The organism is Enterobacter cloacae complex sp. HYC080_NIDB, assembly GCF_056673325.1.
Genome location: NZ_CP114212.1, coordinates 3,956,880 through 3,976,745 on the forward strand (window position 1 = coordinate 3,956,880; position 19,866 = coordinate 3,976,745).

General features: G+C 52.5%; 17 protein-coding genes and 2 pseudogenes. 7 read left to right on the forward strand and 12 right to left on the reverse strand.

The genetic code is table 11. The features are described 5' to 3' along the window. The first annotated feature begins 2 nt into the window (after positions 1–2). Positions 3–1,274: a DUF445 domain-containing protein gene (locus O1723_RS18845; protein ID WP_014882401.1), complete on the forward strand. Its 1,272-nt coding sequence runs from the start codon at positions 3–5 to the stop codon at positions 1,272–1,274. Here the strand turns inward: O1723_RS18845 and O1723_RS18850 are convergent. The 12 genes and pseudogenes from O1723_RS18850 to O1723_RS18905 all read right to left on the reverse strand — a co-directional run bounded on the left by O1723_RS18850 (position 1,271) and on the right by O1723_RS18905 (position 10,110). Continuing rightward, a complete protein-coding gene (locus O1723_RS18850; protein WP_014882400.1) occupies positions 1,271–2,347 on the reverse strand; it encodes a DUF2955 domain-containing protein in 1,077 nt (358 codons plus the stop codon). The two genes, O1723_RS18845 and O1723_RS18850, sit on opposite strands and share 4 nt — an antisense overlap. Then, positions 2,337–3,404, reverse strand: coding sequence for an HlyD family secretion protein (locus tag O1723_RS18855; RefSeq protein WP_086527800.1), 1,068 nt, complete (start codon positions 3,402–3,404; stop codon positions 2,337–2,339). The genes O1723_RS18850 and O1723_RS18855 overlap by 11 nt, the downstream gene beginning before the upstream one ends. Next, a complete protein-coding gene (locus O1723_RS18860; protein WP_014882398.1) occupies positions 3,401–3,871 on the reverse strand; it encodes a MarR family winged helix-turn-helix transcriptional regulator in 471 nt (156 codons plus the stop codon). Before O1723_RS18860 ends, O1723_RS18855 begins: the two co-directional genes overlap by 4 nt. A 151-nt stretch (positions 3,872–4,022) precedes the next feature. Beyond that, positions 4,023–4,724: an ArsR/SmtB family transcription factor gene (locus O1723_RS18865; protein ID WP_248191235.1), complete on the reverse strand. Its 702-nt coding sequence runs from the start codon at positions 4,722–4,724 to the stop codon at positions 4,023–4,025. Beyond that, positions 4,699–5,094, reverse strand: coding sequence for an amino acid-binding protein (locus O1723_RS18870; protein WP_014882396.1), 396 nt, complete (start codon positions 5,092–5,094; stop codon positions 4,699–4,701). The genes O1723_RS18865 and O1723_RS18870 overlap by 26 nt, the downstream gene beginning before the upstream one ends. Next, positions 5,087–5,410: an antibiotic biosynthesis monooxygenase family protein gene (locus O1723_RS18875; RefSeq protein WP_014882395.1), complete on the reverse strand. Its 324-nt coding sequence runs from the start codon at positions 5,408–5,410 to the stop codon at positions 5,087–5,089. The genes O1723_RS18870 and O1723_RS18875 overlap by 8 nt, the downstream gene beginning before the upstream one ends. Before the next feature lie 153 nt (positions 5,411–5,563). Further along, positions 5,564–6,676 (reverse strand): annotated as a pseudogene (locus O1723_RS18880) (aldehyde dehydrogenase family protein); the annotation flags it as partial. Beyond that, positions 6,674–7,486: pseudogene (locus O1723_RS18885) on the reverse strand (DUF932 domain-containing protein); the annotation flags it as partial. The pseudogenes O1723_RS18880 and O1723_RS18885, both read right to left, overlap by 3 nt. A gap of 106 nt (positions 7,487–7,592) precedes the next feature. Continuing rightward, positions 7,593–7,805, reverse strand: a complete 213-nt coding sequence (locus tag O1723_RS18890) for a hypothetical protein (RefSeq protein ID WP_248191233.1) — start codon at positions 7,803–7,805, stop codon at positions 7,593–7,595. 80 nt (positions 7,806–7,885) lie between these two features. Continuing rightward, positions 7,886–8,245, reverse strand: a complete 360-nt coding sequence (locus O1723_RS18895) for a hypothetical protein (protein ID WP_010434179.1) — start codon at positions 8,243–8,245, stop codon at positions 7,886–7,888. Positions 8,246–8,299: 54 nt separating this feature from the next. Beyond that, positions 8,300–8,764, reverse strand: a complete 465-nt coding sequence (locus tag O1723_RS18900; RefSeq protein WP_197800805.1) for a hypothetical protein — start codon at positions 8,762–8,764, stop codon at positions 8,300–8,302. A 419-nt stretch (positions 8,765–9,183) separates the two neighbouring features. Continuing rightward, positions 9,184–10,110, reverse strand: coding sequence for a hypothetical protein (locus O1723_RS18905; protein WP_248191231.1), 927 nt, complete (start codon positions 10,108–10,110; stop codon positions 9,184–9,186). 1,157 nt (positions 10,111–11,267) lie between these two features. On the opposite strand from O1723_RS18905, the gene O1723_RS18910 reads away from it, so the two are divergent. The 6 genes from O1723_RS18910 to O1723_RS18935 all read left to right on the forward strand — a co-directional run bounded on the left by O1723_RS18910 (position 11,268) and on the right by O1723_RS18935 (position 19,614). Then, positions 11,268–11,897 carry an inovirus Gp2 family protein gene (locus tag O1723_RS18910; protein ID WP_197800803.1) on the forward strand — a complete coding sequence of 210 codons (630 nt, stop codon included), beginning with the start codon at positions 11,268–11,270 and terminating at the stop codon, positions 11,895–11,897. A gap of 138 nt (positions 11,898–12,035) precedes the next feature. After that, on the forward strand, positions 12,036–12,254 hold the full coding sequence (locus O1723_RS18915; RefSeq protein ID WP_248191227.1) for a helix-turn-helix transcriptional regulator: 219 nt from the start codon (positions 12,036–12,038) through the stop codon (positions 12,252–12,254). Between the two features lie 254 nt (positions 12,255–12,508). Further along, the gene (locus O1723_RS18920) at positions 12,509–12,955 is read left to right on the forward strand and encodes a putative zinc ribbon protein (protein ID WP_249427808.1); all 447 of its coding nucleotides are present in this window, start codon (positions 12,509–12,511) and stop codon (positions 12,953–12,955) included. A gap of 491 nt (positions 12,956–13,446) precedes the next feature. After that, positions 13,447–14,676, forward strand: coding sequence for a DUF6361 family protein (locus O1723_RS18925; protein ID WP_248191225.1), 1,230 nt, complete (start codon positions 13,447–13,449; stop codon positions 14,674–14,676). Next, complete coding sequence (locus tag O1723_RS18930) at positions 14,670–16,466, forward strand: phospholipase D family protein (RefSeq protein ID WP_248191223.1); 1,797 nt, start codon at positions 14,670–14,672, stop codon at positions 16,464–16,466. Before O1723_RS18925 ends, O1723_RS18930 begins: the two co-directional genes overlap by 7 nt. Continuing rightward, positions 16,456–19,614: a DEAD/DEAH box helicase gene (locus O1723_RS18935; RefSeq protein ID WP_248191222.1), complete on the forward strand. Its 3,159-nt coding sequence runs from the start codon at positions 16,456–16,458 to the stop codon at positions 19,612–19,614. The genes O1723_RS18930 and O1723_RS18935 overlap by 11 nt, the downstream gene beginning before the upstream one ends. Positions 19,615–19,866: the final 252 nt, after the last annotated feature.

The window sequence follows — 19,866 nt, forward strand, 5'->3', positions numbered from 1 at the left end:
CCATGGAAAAAATAGCTGAACTCAAACGCGCTAAGCTTCTCGCGCTGTCGCTGCTGCTGGTTGCCGCCGCGGCGTTTATCTTCACTCTGTTCCTGCCGCAGACTTTCTGGGTGCGCGGGGTAAAGGCGATTGCCGAGGCGGCGATGGTCGGCGCACTGGCGGACTGGTTCGCCGTCGTTGCGCTTTTTCGCCGGGTCCCCATTCCGTTTATCGCGCGCCATACGGCGATTATCCCGCGCAATAAAGACCGTATCGGCGACAATCTTGGCCAGTTTGTGCAGGAGAAGTTTCTGGATACCCAGTCCCTGGTAGCGTTAATCCGCCGCTATGAACCCGCGCACATGATCGGTGCCTGGTTCAGCAAGCCTGACAACGCCCAGCGCGTCGGGCTGCATCTGATGCAGGTGATGAGCGGGTTCCTTGAGTTGACCGACGACGGGCGCATTCAGCGGATGCTCAAACGCGCGGTGCATAAGGCCATCGATAAGGTCGATTTCACCGAAACCAGCGCCGTGATGCTGGAGAGCATGACCAAAAACAACCGCCACCAGGTGCTGCTCGATGCCATCATCAACCGCCTGATTACCTTGATTCAGCGCGACAGCACGCGGGAATTTATCTCTGACCAGATCGTCCACTGGCTGAAGACCGAACATCCCCGCAAAGCGATGGTATTGCCCACCGAGTGGCTGGGCGATCAGAGTGCAGAGATGGTATCGAATGCGGTGAACACGTTGCTGGACGATATCAGCCACGACCGCACGCACCAGATCCGTCAGGCGTTCGACCGGGCCACGCTGAAGCTTATCGACAACCTGAAAAACGATCCGGAAATGGCGGCGAAAGCCGACAACATCAAGCACTACCTGAAAAATGACGAGGCGTTTAACCGCTATCTGGGGGAAATGTGGGCCGATCTGCGCCAGTGGCTGAAGGCGGATATGCAAAGTGAAGACTCGCGCGTGAAGCAGCGCATCGCCAACGCCGGGCTGTGGTTTGGCGAAACGCTGACAAACGATGCCAGCCTGCGGGCGTCGCTGAACGAGCATCTGGAGCAGGCCGCGCATCGCGTCGCGCCGGATTTCGCCGCGTTCCTGACCCGCCACATCAGCGACACGGTGAAAAGCTGGGATGCTAAAGACATGTCCCGCCAGATCGAGCTGAATATCGGCAAAGATCTGCAGTTTATCCGCGTCAACGGTACGCTGGTGGGCGGGACGATTGGCCTGATCCTGTTTTTACTCTCGCAGCTGCCTGCCGTGCTGGGACATTAATCCGCTTTGGGCGGCGCGATGATATAGCGCGTCGCCTCGAAGCGATTCAGGATTAAATGCACCAGAAAGACCATCGTCAGCGTCGCCACCAGCGAAAACGTGACGGAGGTGATGCGATAGAGATCGCTGAACACCAGGTCGCTGTCAGGATGCATGTTCTGCCCGAACATAATGCCGATGGTGGTAATACTGGAAAATCCTACGCCTGCGCCTACTTTCTCCATCACATGCAGACGTGCGCCAAACGCCAGCCCAAGGCCAATCAGCGGCATCATGAGCAGCATATGGCTACTGTGGTCGTAGAGTATGAGCTGGACAACCAGGATATAAAGACAGCCCAATACTACGCCGACCACGCGCCAGATGGAGCTCATCACCGCGCCACGATAGTGCATCGGGAACAGGATCAAAATCCCGGCCATCAGCGCCGAGAGGGAATCGCTTAAGTCACTGATTTGAAAAACGACGAAAATCAGCGTCGCGACGGTGCCGGAGAGCAGCGACTCATGGCGCACGCGGGCATCGTCTTTCTCAATCAATGGCGGCGGCTTGCGGGGTTCCACGTCCGGCAGGAGATAGTTCATCAGCGCGCTCAGGCACACCGCCATCACGCTCGCTTCGATGTTGGAAAACAGCAGCGTGTGCCAGTTGGTGGTGGGGTAGCTCATAAAATTGAGCATCACGCTCTGGCACACCACGCCCATCGACCCGAACAGGAACAGCGGCCCTTTGCTCATAAAGCGAAAACGCATGACGTACAGGGCAAACACCACCAGCGTCATGATGACCGGCCATTGCGACAGATAGCCGATGATAATCACCATTTCAACGCAGTTCAGCGATGCACTGAAGATAAACTGCTTCGCCACATGGCGGTTGAAGACCGGCACCAGCGAGAGCAGCATGATCGGGTAGACCACAAAAAACACGCCGTAGCTGGTGTTGTAGAAACTGGAAATGCTCAGCGCAATCATCCCTGCAAAGACGATGCGCAAAGTCTGGCGAAAGTCGTTTGCCGTGTAGACGATGTTACCGTGCGGGGTAAACACCCGCGCCAGCGTATTAATAGACATAATGCAGCAGGCTCACCAGATGGATCTGCATCCCGGAGAAGAAGCGCGCAAACGGCCCTTCACTGTTATAGAGCTGGACAGTCGCCCGCGCGCCGGTCGGCAGTGGCTTCGGCAGCGCCTCGTCCAGCATGACGTGGATGCGCATGCGTTGGGCGTCACGCACCCAGCGGTTCGAGGTTTCCGGCTCGGAGAGCTGGCCGTTCACCGCCTCCTGACCCGCGAGGATCCCCGCGTCGCTGCTGGTCACGTGGGCGTGGAAGACGCGTCCCGGAAAGGCGTCAAACACCACCGCGGCATCGGTGCCCTGATGGGTATGGCGCAGGCTTTTCTCGCGGAAATCGGCCACGATGTCGGTCTGGTTGTTCACCAGCGCCAGCGCCGCTGCGCCTGAGGAGGCATAAAAACCGGGGCTTAACTGCAGGTTACTGACCGTGCCGTCTGCCTGAGCATACACCTTCGTCCAGCCGAGATTCAGCTCCGCCTCATCCAGCGCGTTGCGGTATTTTTGCAGCGTGACGTTGCGGTGTTCATCCCGCTCGCCGCGCTGAATACGCAGGTTCTGGATATTAGCCTGAATCGTGCTGACGGACTGCTCGCTGCTCTGCCAGGTGGTCCGGACTTTATCCAGATCCGCCTGCGAGACGTTCTGTAACGTGCTCAGCTTCTGATAACGTTCGAAGGTCACTTTATCGTTACGCGCGGTCAGCACGGCGGTTTTCAGGCTGGCCTGCGCGGCGGCAATCTGCGCGTCCAGCTGCTGGTTGGAAAGACGAGCCTGCTCCAGCGCGATTTGCGCCGCTTCCACTTTATTGCGAAACGGCGTGTCGTCGAGTTCAAACAGCAGATCGCCCCGCTTCACCTGGCTGTTGTTGTGCACATGCACGGCCGCCACATAGCCGGAGACACGCGGAGAAACCGGCGTCACCACGCGCATCACGGTGGAGTCCGGCGTCAGCGGGATCCAGATATCCGCGACGACAAAATAGATAAACATCAGCAGGAAAGAGGCAATACTCACCCTTACCCAGCGGGCAAACTTTTGTTCAGGGGTCATTATTTTTCGGTCTTGTTGTCTTCTTCGCGGATTGTCCGCAAATTACAGGCGATTTGATTCAGGGTGGCGCTGAAGATCTCGATATGTTCCGGCGCGATATTTTGCGATACCCGCGCCTGATAGGTCTCAATCACCTGAGTAAGCCTTTTTAAGATGGCTTTTCCCTCAGGCGTCAGCGTCAGAAGCCGGATGCGCTTGTCATAAGGCGATGTGGTGCGCAGCAGGTAACCCTGTTTTTCCAGCTGTGTGAGCGTGCGCATCAGCGGCGGCAGTTCAATGCCCTGCACCTCCGCCAGCTCACTCATTGAGACGTTATCCCCAAGTTGAAAAAGCTGCATCATCACCGTCCAGCTCGACTGGGTTAACCCGGTATCGAGAATGGCATCGTCGATCACCGCACGCCACTGACGCACGATCATCGCCATCCGCATACCCATCGGCCTGCGGCTAAACAGTTCTTCTTCACTCATGGGGAGTCCCTCTCGTCACACGCAGTCAAGATAATAGTTATCAGGGTAAGTATCAAGAAACGAGGGACGAAAGCGCAGGAATTGCGAAAACGACGTTCTCCCTCTCCCTGTGGGAGAGGTCCGCGGTGAGGGCATCAGCCCGCAGCGGAATTTAACGGCTAAAGCTAAAACGTCGGGTAATGGCACTTCTCCCCGACGCCGTCACCACCACCTCCCTGTACCCCATCACCCGCTGGATCCAGCCTTTACTCTCCAGATAAGTGAGCAGCGCCGTGCCCGCTTCTCCCCCAAGATGAAACCGTCGCTCGCTCCAGTCGAGGCAGGCGCAGCAGGCCTTACGACGGGGATGAGCATTTAATGGAATGCCGAGTTTCAGAAACTGCTCACGGCCATACAGGGTGAGCGCGGAACCGTCAGCCTCCAGCCAGCCTTCCGCCTGCATAAAATCATAGATCTGAACCGCCACCGTTCCGGCAAGGTGGTTATAGCAGGTGCGGGCTTCACGCAGGGCTTTTGGCGCAGACGTTTCCGGCGGCGTAATGCGGCTCCAGGAGAGCCCCATCATCTGCTCGACCAGCGCCGCGACGTCGTGCCCGGCAAGGCGATAATAGCGGTGCCGCCCTTGCGATAAACACGTAATCAACTTTCCCTCCACCAGCCGGGCGAGATGCCCGCTGGCGGTCGACGGCGCAACATCTGCCGCAGTGCTGAGTTCGGTAGCGGTCCACGCCCGCCCGTCCATCAGCGCGCAGAGCATCTTCACGCGCGAGGGATCGGCCATTGCCGCCGCCACCGCCGCAATGGCCTGTTCCAGTGCCGCGCTGTTCTCAGGAGGCTGGTTCGTTTTTAACATGGGGGGCCCAGGGTTCGGTGATCTCTGCGGCCAGCTTATCATCATCCGTCAGCAGAATAAGGTGATTCGCATGGTCGCTGTACTGGGTAAGAATAGACACACCGCGTGCCGCCAGCACCGCCGCGATGTCACCTAACTCGCCTGGCCGCTCCTGCCTGAGTTTTCTGATAACCGGCTTGCGCACCGCCTGAACGATAAATCCGGCCTCCATCAGCACGCGGCAGGCTTTTTCTCCGTCCTCCACCAGGAAATGGGCATCGGTACCAAATACGCCGCCCCCCTCCAGCCCCACGCCGTGACGGCCTAACAGTTGCCCAAAGCGCGCCAGCTCGCCGGGCCTGTCGCTGAAAATTACGTGAACGTCATACATTCGCCTGCCCTCCGTTTTCGGAACTGTATTCCCGCACGACCTGTGCCACGCGAATGCGATAGTACGCAAAAATGGATCCCCGCCCTTCAGCCTGCGCCGCCTGGTGAAAGACGTTTTGCTTCCAGCTGCGGATGGCCTCTTCATCCCGCCACCAGGAAAGGGACAGGATTTTGCCGTCGGTGGTCAAACTCTGAAAGCGTTCGATATCAATAAAACCATCAATGTCGGCCAGCAAAGGTTTGAGTTCAGCGGCGAGTTGCAGGTAGCGGGCCTGATGATGAGGCTCCGCTTTGGCTTCGAAAAGGACTGCGATCATAAGTGTCTCTCCGTTGTGATAGTGAGGAGAGAATGCAGAGAAAATTAACTTCATACTTCGGCGACTGACGAAGTGTTTTTGCCGGATGGCGCTGCGCTTATCCGGCCTACGAGCGCCTGTAGGCCCGGTAAGCGCAGCGCCACCGGGCAGGTTTTAGCCCAGGATCGACCTCGGCTCCATAAACGCCCGAATCCCCCACTCACCCATCTCGCGCCCCACGCCGGAGTGCTTAAACCCGCCAAACGGCGCTTTCGGCTCATGGGCAAGCGTATTCACCAGCACGCGCCCGGAGACAATCTGCTGCGCCACGCGGCGGGCGCGGTCCACATCCTCACCCAGCACCATCGCGCTCAGGCCGTACTCGGTGTCATTGGCAATCGCGATAGCCTCCGCTTCGTCCTGATAGGGAATGATGCACAGCACCGGGCCAAAAATCTCGTCGCGGGCAATCACCATGCCATTATTCACGTCAGCAAACAGCGTCGGGCGTACAAACCAGCCATCCTGCGTGCCCGCTGGCCGCCCTTCGCCTCCTGCCAGCAGCCGTGCCCCCCCGTCGAGCCCCTGACGAATATACCCCTGCACCCGCAGCCACTGCTTCTCGCTGACCATCGGGCCGACGTCCGTGGCACTGTCGCGCGGGTCACCGGATTTCACCGCCGCCACGGCCTGCGCCAGCGCGGTTTCGATTTCCGTTTTACGCGACTGCGGTACCAGAATGCGCGTTCCCGCCACGCACGCCTGCCCGCTGTTCATAAACCCGGCCTGAATCACCAGCGGGATCGCCTGCGCCAGGTCCACATCATCCAGCAGGATCGTCGGCGATTTACCGCCCAGCTCCAGCGTCACGCGCTTAAAGCTTTCCGCCGCGTTACGCAGAATGGCCTTGCCGGTATTCGTCGAGCCGGTAAACGAGATTTTCGCCACGTCCGGATGGCGGCTGATGGTGTCCCCGACGGTTTCACCGCGCCCGGTGACAATGTTAAACACGCCCGGCGGCAAAGCAGCATCGCGCAACGCTTCGGTGACAATCCGGGTTTGCAGGGCGCTCATTTCGCTCGGCTTAATCACTGCCGTACAGCCTGCCGCCAGCGCGACCGCCAGCTTGCCGCAGATAAAACCCGCGTCGCTGTTCCACGGCGTGATCAGCCCGGCCACGCCAAGGGGCGCCATCTGTACCGTCGCGGCCCCCGCGGTTGTCTCGAACTCAAACGCCTCCAGCGCCTCAATGGCCTGGGCAATCACCTCGGCCGGATACCTGCCCAACAGGTCCATCATGTTCTCGGCCATCACCCAGAGCGCACGGTTTAACTTAACGTCGCCATCAATCCCGTTTACTGCGCGGGTGTGGGTACGTTTACCCTGCGCGGTACGGCCACTTAGCCCGCCTTTCAGCAGGTTTTCCTGAATGCGCTGGTAAGTGGTCCACAGGTCTTCACTCTCGTCCTGCCAGCGGCGGGGGGCGAGGATTTGCGATTCAGTCACTGGCTGGTACTCTTCCCCAAAACGGTATGTCAGCGCCGCTTTAGCCAGTGCATGTTGTGCTGGTGGCGGTAGTTGCAGGGACTGCATGGCGTCGCGTTTCTCTTCCACCCGGTCAAAGACGCTGAGAACCTCATAGGCCCCCTCAATCACCTTCCCGACAACATCACCCCGGTGTGGTACGCGAATCTCGCCAAACGACTGTCCGCAGACGAGTGAATTGGTGCAGACACTCCGGAATATCCCCGGCAGTAACTGAAAACTTGATGCGCCATCGTGAGAATTCAGAATGATGATTTCCGGCACCTGCTGACCGTTTATCTGACCGGCACGACGCAGGCGCAGCATATGCTTTGTATGTTCCCGTCGGCTCTGGTCACGCACTCGTGACTGACAGGCAAAGAATGGCTGGAACCCTTCGCGTTTAAGGTTCTCCAGCAGGGTGATTGTGGGTATGTAGGTGTACTTTTCGCTTCTGGAGTCGTGCTTGTCTTCCCCGAAGACGCTGGGGACATGCTGCATCAGTTCTTCGCGGGTTAAGGGACGGCCGCGGCGAATCTGGTTCACCCGACCAAAACGGCTGGCTAATCGCATGGTTGATTCCTCATCTGATTACTCTGACGGCATAAAAGCAAAAGCCCCTGCTCCGTGAGGAGGCAGGGGCTGGATGTGTTGTTCTCAATGAACGGATAGGGCGGGACTACAGCGTATCCAGAATCTTCAGTATCTGCGCCATCAGGGCGGTGATAAGTGCAGTGACCAGTAACGTGACCGCTTCCCGGGCTGTATCAATGCTGCTGTCATCGTAGCCTGCCTGACGCAGGCGAATTTCAATAAATTGTCGGGCCTGATGCCCGCCGCACCAGGTCAGTGCCTGGGCCAGGGCCGTCACCAGAATTTTCAGAAAGGTCATAGAGTTTGCTCCGGACTGCCTGGCGGCAGTCCTCTGGTGGAGTGAGGATTTATTTGAGGAAGCTGATTCAGGAAAGCGGCTCAGTGGTAGGTGTAACGCCATCCCCCCTTATCCGTGGTGACGACGACTTCAGAAGCAACGCAGTTATTATAAAAATTTACTTTGACGGACTCCCCGTAGCGCAAGGAGGCGGGCAGAATAGTTTCCTTATTGCTGGAATATAGGTACTTCTGGTTATCAATACGACAGTTACCCCGGTTCACATCTATCTTTTCAACTTTGATACTATCATCCAGCGAGGTGACCACGACCGTGACATAGCGTGTTCCGGCAGGATGAACCTGATTACTGGTCTCCACTTTGATGGTCGGCGCTGGTTCTGCCAGCGTATGAGCTGAGAGTGCAAGCAGTGCGGGTACCAGCATATGTTTAAATTTCATAATCTGTTCCTTTTTAAAATAACGTAATCAACAGGCGTCAAACTCAGATGCAGGTTAGAGTGCATCTTTACCCACGCAACCGTGTGTCCCGAATGCCGGTAGTACCTTAGCCGCCCCGGCTAGCGTGAAAGTGGCAGACTTAACACCGTCTCCTGTCACTGAGACCTGTTTGCCATTACGTAACTGAGCCCAGGCCTGCGCCAGGTTGTTACCGCCCACCCGACTCTCAGATTCGCTGATATCAATGGGTACTCCATCGTCAATGCTGAGCTGAAGGTTTTTATCCCCGTCCATACTGACCTGATACCCACTGGCATCAGTGAATATGATCGTGGTCGGTTGCGAGCCGTAATCCTCGCAGGTAAGAAACAATTGCGACTGACCTTCCCCGTTGATAACAAACTCTGATACTCCCTGGGCCCAGCCCTTGCTCCATGTCTCATGATTACCGAAGGCCTGTGCCAGTACGGGTATCAGTGAACAGGCCAGCAGAAAAGTGTGCATCATTTTTCTTTTCATTATTAAAACTCCTTTGGTTGTAGAATCCCCTACCAGAAAGGAGATATCTATCTGATTTTAAATAGAACATTAACAGCCATAAGTATCCCATGGGGATTTTATAGCCACATGGGTGAAGGGGATAACAATGAAATTCGATCGGTCCGATCGACAAAATCGATCGTAGTTAAACAAAGATATTTATCGAAAAGCCACACAGGGTTTATCGACAATCGGGCTTCGCTTCAGGAGGATGGTATGTATCTCAAAATTTACTGAAAAGCAGGAGGAGACAGATTATGTAGGCTTTTGTTTATGGTGGGCATCACACGTTACTATGTGTATCAACAGACGATAGCTGGTGGAATGCTACCGGTAATGTGAACTGCAGGGCTGAATATGCGCCAGCATACTCTTCGGGTGATGAATCAAAATCTGGCTTATTTCTTTATTTTCGAGAACCCCTGACTTTTGGTTTTTCCAGGAAAAACAAAAGTCAGCTTTGACAGTGTGTACAGGTGTAACTCAAACACTTTGTTATTAATTTTATTTATATCGGAGGACATCTCCTGGAGTATATCCGCTCCATTATAGTCATTATAAATGAACAACTCATTTTTTTCGTCATCGTGGTATGGGCTGACCTCATAGAGGCACCTGTCTCCGGCAACACCTCCTTTTGATAAACGAGGACCAATAAAATCTTCCGTTATTATAAAGTAACGAATACTTCCTTTGAGACCTTGTTTTTCCAGAACATTCAACCATGTTTTGTTTATCGATAATCCAGCCACATGGTTGAAATCTTTCTCTTTGAAGTAGAGGGTGAAATGAAGATAGGGGTATCCATCACGGCGTCGAAGAATAACCCAGAAATATGCTGCTACGTGTGAATACAATGTCAGGGATTTAAAGTTATTAGTGAATTTCTTTACCAAATCCTTAATGAGGTTATTATGGACATCGGTCGTCAGGTAGTTGTGTGTATTTTTATCAACATCCAGAGAAAAGCAAACATACCCTGCTTTGGGATGAGATCTTAGCACTTCGTGATGATAGTCTCTCAGTCTTCGGTATGCCGACATTTTTTTATAGATACACTGCCTTGTTACTGCAATGATTTGTTCTTTATATTCAGGAGAGCATTCATCAGAGAACATGATCTCGCCATCAGTAATCCCCTCATAGTAATAATTTAATTCAGTAATGAGATCTATGGCTTTTTCTCTAACGCTGTCATTGTAAAAAAGGCACCAGGTATTTACCAACATGTTCAGATGTCCTCTGTCTCGCCTTATGTTCTTATGCATGTCAGATTTCCTGGGGTAGAGGAACCTGAAATCGTCCATCATGTTGTAAGCCTTCATCTGGTTTCCTTTTCAACGGGCAACAGGACCATAAGTCACTATGAGCTTATAACATAGCCATGCAATAAAGTAACATTTGTTGTGGTAAAAAATGGCATGACTTGTAGAAACAATCATTGAGAATAAGGAGTGAAATGTACTATAGCTGCATACTGGGTTTATGCGGCTTATCTGTTGTGCATGGTGGGGATTGTTCATGCTCGCAAGCAGTTTCGGATTCTGCATGGTAAGGTACTGGATAAAAAGGATGGCGCTGGAGGCCCCGGTCTGGTATTTAGGGCAGAGATGCAGGGTGGTTTGTTATACCGGCTCATTGAGGACCCGGGCAGAAAGGACAACGATTATTCCATGGCAGGCGTGGAACTTGATATGTTATTTTTTACCAGACTGACAAACAGATATGCGACAAAAATACCAGGGAATTAACGCGAAACCGCCCTCAGTTGTTACTCCCGCCATGAACTTGTCATCGTCTTAGACAGGTCGTAAGCACTCCCAGTGAAACTCGATAGATAACTGTTCTGAAGTGACAAAAAATGCTGTATAGCAGACTGACTAACTTGAGAGTGATGCTGTTCTGTTAAAAATACAAAAACTATCGTGTAAGACCTGTTTTTACCTTTGAGAGTTTAGCTTCTTGTGTTGGTAATAGTAATATATGTCTTTTCTGATTAAAGCATGCATCATTACCACTCTTAGGTGAGATTAAGTTATATCATGGTGACTAATACATATTCAATTACAATCCATTTATAACATCACCTCTCACAATATTAAATCCCACCACACCCTTTCCAATAAGCATACACTTGTTAGTTGATACGAGTCACTGTTCAACTATTATCTTTATTGCCAATGGAATGATATCATAAGGAATATCAAATGATTTCTCATTGTAGTCATGGTTATGTCTCTCGATACCTAAAAGTCCGATAAAAATCAAGCCACGAACAATGTAATTAATAGCCAACCATGCAAAATCTTTAATAAGCGCGCAAGTTTATTTCTATAACAAGCCTGTTAAACAATGTAATTAAATACCTGATTCACCATTTGTATGTACTACGCGCAGGCGGCCTCCGCTGACTACCTGCGAACATTACCATGCGCTTTCTTTGATAGTCCACCTATTTCCAAATAATACCAGGAGTTCCGCTATGTTTAATAAAGCATTACTGGACCATCGTCATTCCCCGTTTAATTCACGCTATTTAGAACGGCTGGAGAACGTCATGGCTTGTGCTATAGCTGAGTATCCACGAACCTTTGCCCTGAGGGTAGATTTACACTTTTCCCCTGAATGGGCAGCAGACGACAGTATCTGCTGTCACCCTAATACCTCATCTAACGTCATGGCGCGTTTTACTCGCTCCCTGACAGCAAAGATCGGCCATTATCGTCAACAACGTTGTTTGAGAGGCCTGCGGGATTATTCTTGCAAGTTACGTTATTTCTGGGTCAGGGAAACTGAAACGGCTCTGCACAGTCACTACCACGCGCTACTGTTCTTCAATAAAGACTTATTCCGGTCTCTGGGATCGGCGGGATACAGCAGCCTGTGGAACATGATACAAGAAGCCTGGCTGAGCGCACTGGGGTTAACCGATTATCCCGAATACAGCCGCCTGGTCCATTTCCCGGAAAGTGGCTCTTACATTCTTGAGCGTGACAAACCTGTATTTTATCAGCAGTACGAAGACCTGGTCTTCCGTGCAAGTTACCTGGCAAAAGAGCGGACAAAACATTACTCCGCTGATACACGTTCCATGGGTGCCAGCCAGGGGTAGGCTGGCTACACCTTCGTTCTGGCTGTAACACGGTATTTTTTTACTGGCAATCCCTATCCTCTGAAGGAGTACTGGCGTGCAATAGAACTCAACCACGCCGGACTCCTCCCGTCATTCATTTTCAGAGGGAGAGATTCCATGACTACAGCCATTTACCCCATTCTTTGCGCAGAAGACCCACTTATCGACATGGTATACATCACCACATACACAGGTATGACCGACAAGTGGTTCTACAAGCTTATTAAGGATGGCGAATTCCCGAAACCCATCAAGCTGGGACGGAGTTCCCGTTGGTATAAAAGCGAAGTAGAAAGCTGGATGCAACAGCGTATTACAGACTCGCGGGGAGCCTGAATATAAAGCCCTCGCCCACAGGGAAATGTCATTCCCGTAAAGTAGCTAACTGCATAACACTCCGCTGGCAGTGCGAACGTTGCGAACGGCGCTATTGCGGCGTGAAACCCTGCCCCATTTGCAGCCGAAAGCCCTGAACCATCAGTTCCAGTCATCCATAAGCAACTTGTAACCCACCATCCTCCACACAGACAGCCATCTCGTTCCGGGACGGTACCTGCCTGCATGTCATATGGTGATAAGGAGTCAGTCCGATGAATTTTAAGACCATCACCAGTGAGAATCAGCACGCCGAAATTCGTATGCTGAAGTGCTACCTCGCCAGTGACCACCGTGGACATTTTGTGACAACCAGTGAAGCGGATAACATGCCAAGACAGGTATGGGGCTGCGTATCCTGTGGCTGCCGACTCATCTTCCATACCGGCACATACACTGACTCACCCTGGTTCGAACATGACCAGACGACAGTAGCTGCCAGTACGCTGATGAGATGTGCGCATATTGATCCGGCAGTGAAGGCGGAGGAACGCAGCAAAATATTACGCAGTCTTTTCAACAAACCGGACTCCCCGGTAATGTCGCTGGCCTGGTACTGCGTCTGGTGCGGTGAGCATTACAACGGGGAAAAGTTCTGCACTGCCTGCGGGACCGGTATTTACAGTATTGAGAAGGCCAACTGGCAGATAAATTACACCTGAGTTGTCCTGTTTGTTGGGAAGATAGCAAACTGCAAAATCACATGGCCTGCCATATTAACAACCAAGATTTTAACATTCGAATGAGCCCATGAAGTAGCAATATCCTGGCAATATTAAGCTGCTACATTTCTAAATCCTTTTCGTCATTTATCTGGACGGCGCGCTCAAACCGGACTAGATACTCAGTTTAAGCGCGATGAAACGTGCTCCGGGTATTTGCGCTGGAGTGCTGCAACGACACCTTCTTCGGTTCTGATGACGGAGACGACAGTGCGGTAATCATGGATTGGGATACTCGCGCATTTGCTTGCTATCGAAATGGTTTTACCTTTTCTTCAACGTTAAGATTGTCTTCAATATAAGTAATGCTGCACAAGCCTACCGGGAAGACTATGTGTCTGAGCGAACCGGCGAAGATAGGACATTAATGTGCTGTTGGAAATGTATGCAAAAACAAGCAGCAGATAATACATTTAACCAAGGAAATAGGTATGGCATCCACTTTAGGTTGGCTTGACCACGATGCAAACGCACAGGCCAAAACGTTAAATATTCTTGCGCTCTTTCAACAAAAAGAGAGCCGAGATGAGTTGGGTATCGGTGCTATCAGAGACAGTTTTGCTGAACAGCTATTTCCAGGCACCAGCACCATTCAGACCCGTTTACGCTATATGCTTTTTGTTCCATGGATCTATCAACGCCTCGAAAATAAGCGCATATCCGCTGCAAACTTTGGTTCCCAGGCCGACCGGGACGAACGCGCCTTAATTATCCCCCTCTCCCGGCTCGAAGAAGATTCGGCCGGTACATTTGGTAAAAACTCACGTGAAAAGCTAAAACGTCTGCCCAGTTCCGTTTACTGGTCCGGGCTGCGACACTGGAAGATTCACAAGACGTCGTGGTCGCAGGAAGAATATCATCAGCGTGTGGATGAACTGTATCGCGCACGCGCGGAAATTAGCGAGCGCGAATACCAGGAAAAAAATCAGGACGATATGGGCGACACAAGCGCAAATAAACCAGCCCCGAGCTGGCACTCTAGTCTGCCTGCGCCACCGCCCAACTTTCCTGATGAGGCAACATTTGCCCTGACGCGCCAGGAAGCCAGTTTTCTACGTGACCGTATTCAATGTTCATGCAAAGGCAGCCTGCTGGCCTGGCTGACCCTGCATAGCGAACCGGCAAACGTCAGTACACCATGGGAACATCCGGATTACGCGAAATTCCCGGACGATCTCAAGGAACTGTTGACTCACGCGCGGCTTTTTTCTTATGCGATGCACGGCGCAGCCCTGCTTTATAACTATTTACTTGCCAAAGAACGCGCAGATAACGACCTTCTGTCTCAACACCATGACAGCTTCGTCGCTTGGTTTACCTCACTCCCCCGCAAGGACATCTCGACCTGGTCGCTCGAGCGCATGTGGGAACTTACCGCCAGGCCGGCCTATAGCATTAGTCTGAAGACCCGCAGCTTTGTAGAACAGTGGATTGCCCTTATTCGACAATCCTCCGGGACATTACTCACCAGTAAAGAAGCCTGTGCACTCATCCGAGCCCGCGAAATAGCCCTCAAAGGCCCTCGTTCACGCTTTAAAAACAGACGCGCACTGGAGCAATGGAGTGGATATGCCGGAACCCTGCGGCTAGTCTATCGCTGGAATAACGTCCAGATAGTGCTTAACGATCTGGCGCAGGGTCTCAGGAGAGAAGAATGTTAAACCCCAACAATCGCAGCTTATATACTTCGGCACTGACCTCTCCACCCGGCATGGTGTTTGATGAAGCCATCGCTACCAGCTTTTCACTCGACCCGGCATTTTTACTGCAGGCGCCGGTCTATTTGGCGTTCACAGCGACTGACAGCAATCGTGCTCAGGATCCGCTGTCCATTTTTGAATCCATTCGTCGTTATTCCGAACGGATCACGGTGTACGTCCAAAAAGGGCGTATTCAAGTCCCCGCAAAGCTCAAGCCCAACCCCTTATTCGGCCTGCTTGAGGAGATGATTGCTGAATCAAAAGCCAAAGGCCGCGGAGTCTTTCACCCCAAAACCTGGGCGATCCGTTTTATCAATCCTGAAACAGACGAAGTGATGTACCGGCTGGTTGTACTGAGTCGAAATTTAACTACCGATTCATCCTGGGACCTCTCTTTGCAACTGGACGGCTACCCCGTAAAACGTAAGCAAAGTGCCAATAAAGCGCTAATGCATTTATTCTCCGCACTGCCCAAACGGGCGACGGGAAAAATGGCGAAACATCGCCGAGCGCAGGCGCAGCGCTTTGCAGATGAACTGTTGTATGTGAAATGGGAATGTCCCGCAGGCTTTGATGAGATCGCGTTTTTCCTGCCTGGCGAAGGATACGACTGGCAGCCACCCGAAGCGGATCGCGCGGTGGTTATCTCACCATTTTGCACCGACGAGGCACTGCAACACATCGTGAAGCATTGCCAGCAAGCCGATGCGCTGATTTCACGCCCGGACACTCTGCTTGCCTTGAGTGAAGAGACGCGCGGCCTTTTCACACGTCAGCTTCACCTTGACGATGCCGCAGAAGAGCAAGCATCCGACGAGAATGCCCCTGACGATATCATCGCTTCCGGCCTGCATGCCAAAGCGTATCTGTTTGAAAATGGCCGGGACAGCGAGCTGGTTCTGGGTTCAGCAAATGCCACCAACGCAGCACTACTGGGGAAAACGAACTGCGAAATTTTAGTTTCGCTCAAGGGTAAGAAAAAGCACACAGGCACCATTGATGACCTTCTGAGCAGCGATGGAATGGAAAGCTATCTGCAAGATTTCGACCCTGCCCAGCCGTTTGAACCCGATGTCCTGCGTGTAGAAGCCGAGTCCCACGTTGAACAGGCACGTGAGTTGCTCGCCGACGCCGAATTGACTCTTCACTGTCACCCCGGTGGAAACGACCAAAGCTGGGCATTGTGGCTTGTCGGTGAAATTCCTGAGCTACCGGGTATCGTGCAGGCAACTGCGTGGCCCGTGACGGTATCAGACGGACTTGGCTGTAGCCTGCTGGACCCGGCCGATGGGAATAAAAGAGCACTCGGTGAGTTTTCAGTCCCAGCCATTACCGGGCTGACAGCGTTTTCCCTTAAAACATCGCACCCGGATGTATCGGTCAGATTTGTCCTCAATCTGCCGATTGATACCTTACCCCCCGATCGCCATGCAATGATTTTACAAAGCAGCATGCAGAAACAGGATTTTCTGCGTTATCTGTTGATGTTGATAGGCGAGGCGGGACAGCAATCCTTCTTTGCCGAAAACGCCTTTGGCGATGGCCATTTCTTTACAAGGCTTGCCAGTGGCGAAGAATTTGCCGTGCTGGAAGAGCTGACGCGTATCTATAGCCGTGAGCCTGAACGCTTAAAAGATATCGCCGCGCTGATTGGCAATATGCGCAAAGGACAAAGCGACATGATTCCGCAAGATTTTCTTGCTTTGTGGGCCGTATTTGAATCAGCCATGGGAGGACGAAATGGCCGATAAGCACCCCAGTATTATCGCCCCGCTCACGGGATTGAAAGATTTTCAGCAACGCACCGTAAATTATGTTTTTCAGCAATTTTACGGTGATAAACAGCAAAATCGCTTTCTGGTCGCCGATGAAGTTGGTCTGGGAAAAACGATGGTTGCCCGCGGCATCATCGCCAAAGCCATCGAACATTTACAGGATAAAGTTGACCGTATCGACATCATTTATATCTGTTCAAATGCGGCTATCGCTGCGCAGAATATCAAGCGCCTGAATGTCAGCAATGAGACGCAATTTTCGCATTCAACCCGCCTGACACTCCTGCCAAAACAGGTACGGTCTCTGCGCAAAAACAGAATCAATTTTATCAGTCTAACGCCGAATACCGCCCTCGATCATACCCGCAGTCGTGGCGGCCATAAAGAAGAGCGCGCGATCCTGTATCGCATTTTGTACGATTTACCGCTGGCTAAAGGCGAGCGTCGTGAACGTTTACGCATGGGTATGCTTAACCTGCTTCAGGCAACAGCAAACCGGCCAGGCTGGTGTTCCGCGGTTGACCAGCTTTCTGTCGACGACATTGACAGGGAACTGGCAAAAGATTTTCGCCGCCAGGTTCTGGACGATACCGAACTGTACGCTCAACTCAAAGAAGGTTGTGAATGTTTTGCCGATAATGACGAGGACGGCGAAACGCACGATTCTGAACTGCGTTACGCCCTGATCGGCAAACTCAGAAGCAAACTGGCTTCCGTGTGCTTATCTGCGCTGGAACCCGATCTGGTTATCCTTGATGAATTTCAGCGGTTTAAAGCCTTACTCGACGGTGACGATGAAGCCGCACTGCTGGCCAAAGCGCTCTTTGAGCAGCCCGACGTGCGCGTGCTCTTGCTCTCAGCGACCCCGTATAAAATGTTCACCCTCGATCAGGAAAGCGAAGAAGATAACCACTACGCCGACTTTATCCGCACATTGCAGTTTTTGTATAACGATGACAGTCAAATCAAAGATATTCAGCAGTACTTGCTCGATCACCGTACCGCATTGCACGCCTCAGAAAACGCAGCGGAGACAAAAAAAGCACTGGAGCACGCTTTATTACAGGTAATGTGCCGTACCGAACGGGTAACGATGACTCAAAAACTGGATGCGATGACGAAGGAAGTCTCACAACCAGCTATGATTACGCCCGCCGATCTTTATCACGCAGCGGCGGTTGATGGCGTCGCCATGGAAGTACAAGCCCGCGATGTCCTCGAATACTGGAAATCGATGCCTTATCTTTTCAATTTCCTGAAAAATTACGAATTACGTACCCGTATGGATAAGGCACTGGAATCACCTTCAGATGCATTGCGTAAACTCGTCAAATCAGCAAAACCGCAGTTGCTGACAAAGGCAAAACTGGAGCGCTACCAGCCACTGGATGCCGCCAACCCACGTATGCGGATGCTGTTTGAAGACACGCTGGATAAAGGCATGTGGCAGCTTTTATGGATGCCTCCTTCGCTGCCTTATATGACACCAGACGGGGTATATGCCAACAAAGGCAACTTTACCAAAACGCTGGTTTTTTCCGCCTGGAGTGCAGTGCCCAATGCGATTGCCACTGTCTGCTCTTATGAAGCCGAACGACGCATGATTGGCGCCGCTCCCAAAATTCTGCACAGCCAGTTCAAGAAAAAAGTAAAACCGCTGCTCAACTTTGCGAAATCATCAAAAGATGGCCGCCTCAGCGGAATGCCTGTTATCGCCTGGATGTTACCGTCACCGACGCTCGCCCGGCATATCGATCCGCTTGAAATTGCCCTCCAAAACACCGGCGAGCCGCTGAGCGTGAAGGCCGTAAGAGCGATTGCAACGGCGAAATGTGAAACACTTATTGAGACACTGGGCAATGGCGGCCCGGGGACTCGTGCGGACGAACGTTGGTACTGGGCAGCCCTGGCGTTACTGGATGCACAAACTGAAACGCCAGCCTGGTGGCAGGGCGAACATTACTGGTACACCGGGCCATCCCAAAATGAGCCTGCGGAAAACTTCCAGGAACATATCGACCAGTTTGCCGGGGTGGCAAATGGTAGCATCACCCTCGGCCCACGCCCAGATGATTTGGCTGAGGTCCTCTGTGACTTCGCGCTTGCCAGCCCCGGTACATGTGCCCTCCGGGCGCTCAGCCGTATAGACACAGGACTGAGAATCGATTCGGCAGAGATGTTGTCAGCCGCAGCGAAGATAGCCTCTGGATTTCGTTCGCTCTACAACCTGGCAGAGAGCATTTCGCTTCTGCGCGGCACCGGGGACGATACTTACTGGCGGCTGACACTGCGTTATGGCATTGATGGCAACATTCAGGCCATACTGGATGAGTATGTCCATACGCTGCTGGAGTCGATGGGGTTACAGCATGAGCCAGCCGGGGCGCAGCTGGCGGCTATTGCGTCCCGTATTCAGGCTGTGGTTTCACTGCGTACCACACAATTGAACATTGATGAGTTCAAAACGAACGGGGGCAATTATACCTGGAGCGATTTATATACACGTTGTCGCTTTGCTTTACGCTACGGTCAGTTGAGAGACGACACGGATCAAGCCGTCGCACATGCTGAATCAGTAAAAGATGCGTTTAACTCCCCCTTCCACCCCTTTGTATTGGCTTCCACCTCAATCGGGCAAGAGGGGCTCGATTTTCACACCTGGTGTCATGCGGTGATGCACTGGAATCTACCGTCAAACCCGGTCGATCTAGAACAGCGTGAAGGACGAGTACACCGTTATAAGGGCCATGCGGTAAGGAAGAATATTGCCGAGTATTATGGTTTGAGTGCACTTCATTCACTGGCAGAAAGTGCAGATCCCTGGGCACAGCTCTTCGCACTTGCGGCAAGTCAACGCAAAGCTGGACAGTCAGATCTGATTCCCTACTGGATTTTTGAGGAAGGAACCTCTCGCGTCGAGCGCCGGGTTCCCATACTGCCATACAGCAAAGAGAGCATTAAGTTTAAGCGGCTCAAACGAGAACTCGCACTCTACCGTATAGTCTTCGGTCAGCCGCGCCAGGAAGATTTGCTGTTCGGCCTGAAACACAGTGGCGATGAGTCTTTAACGGATATGGCACAGTGGCTTATCTCTCTTGAGCCACCAAAGTGTGATGCACCTTAGTGTGAGAAAGTTATCCCTTACCTTATTCGAATTGCTTATACCATGGAAGTTAACCTGTCAGGCACAGTAAGCTTACTATTGAAGCATATGACAGCTTCTGCGCATCGACAGCCTACCCACACAGGGATGATTCTTGCCTGAGCGCCGTATGAATCTCAGACGTTTTAAGACCGCGATATGAACGTATGTGGGCGATGACCGCAACGCTGGGTCAGAGTTGGCGCCAGCGATGTGATTCGCCCACTGAACGGA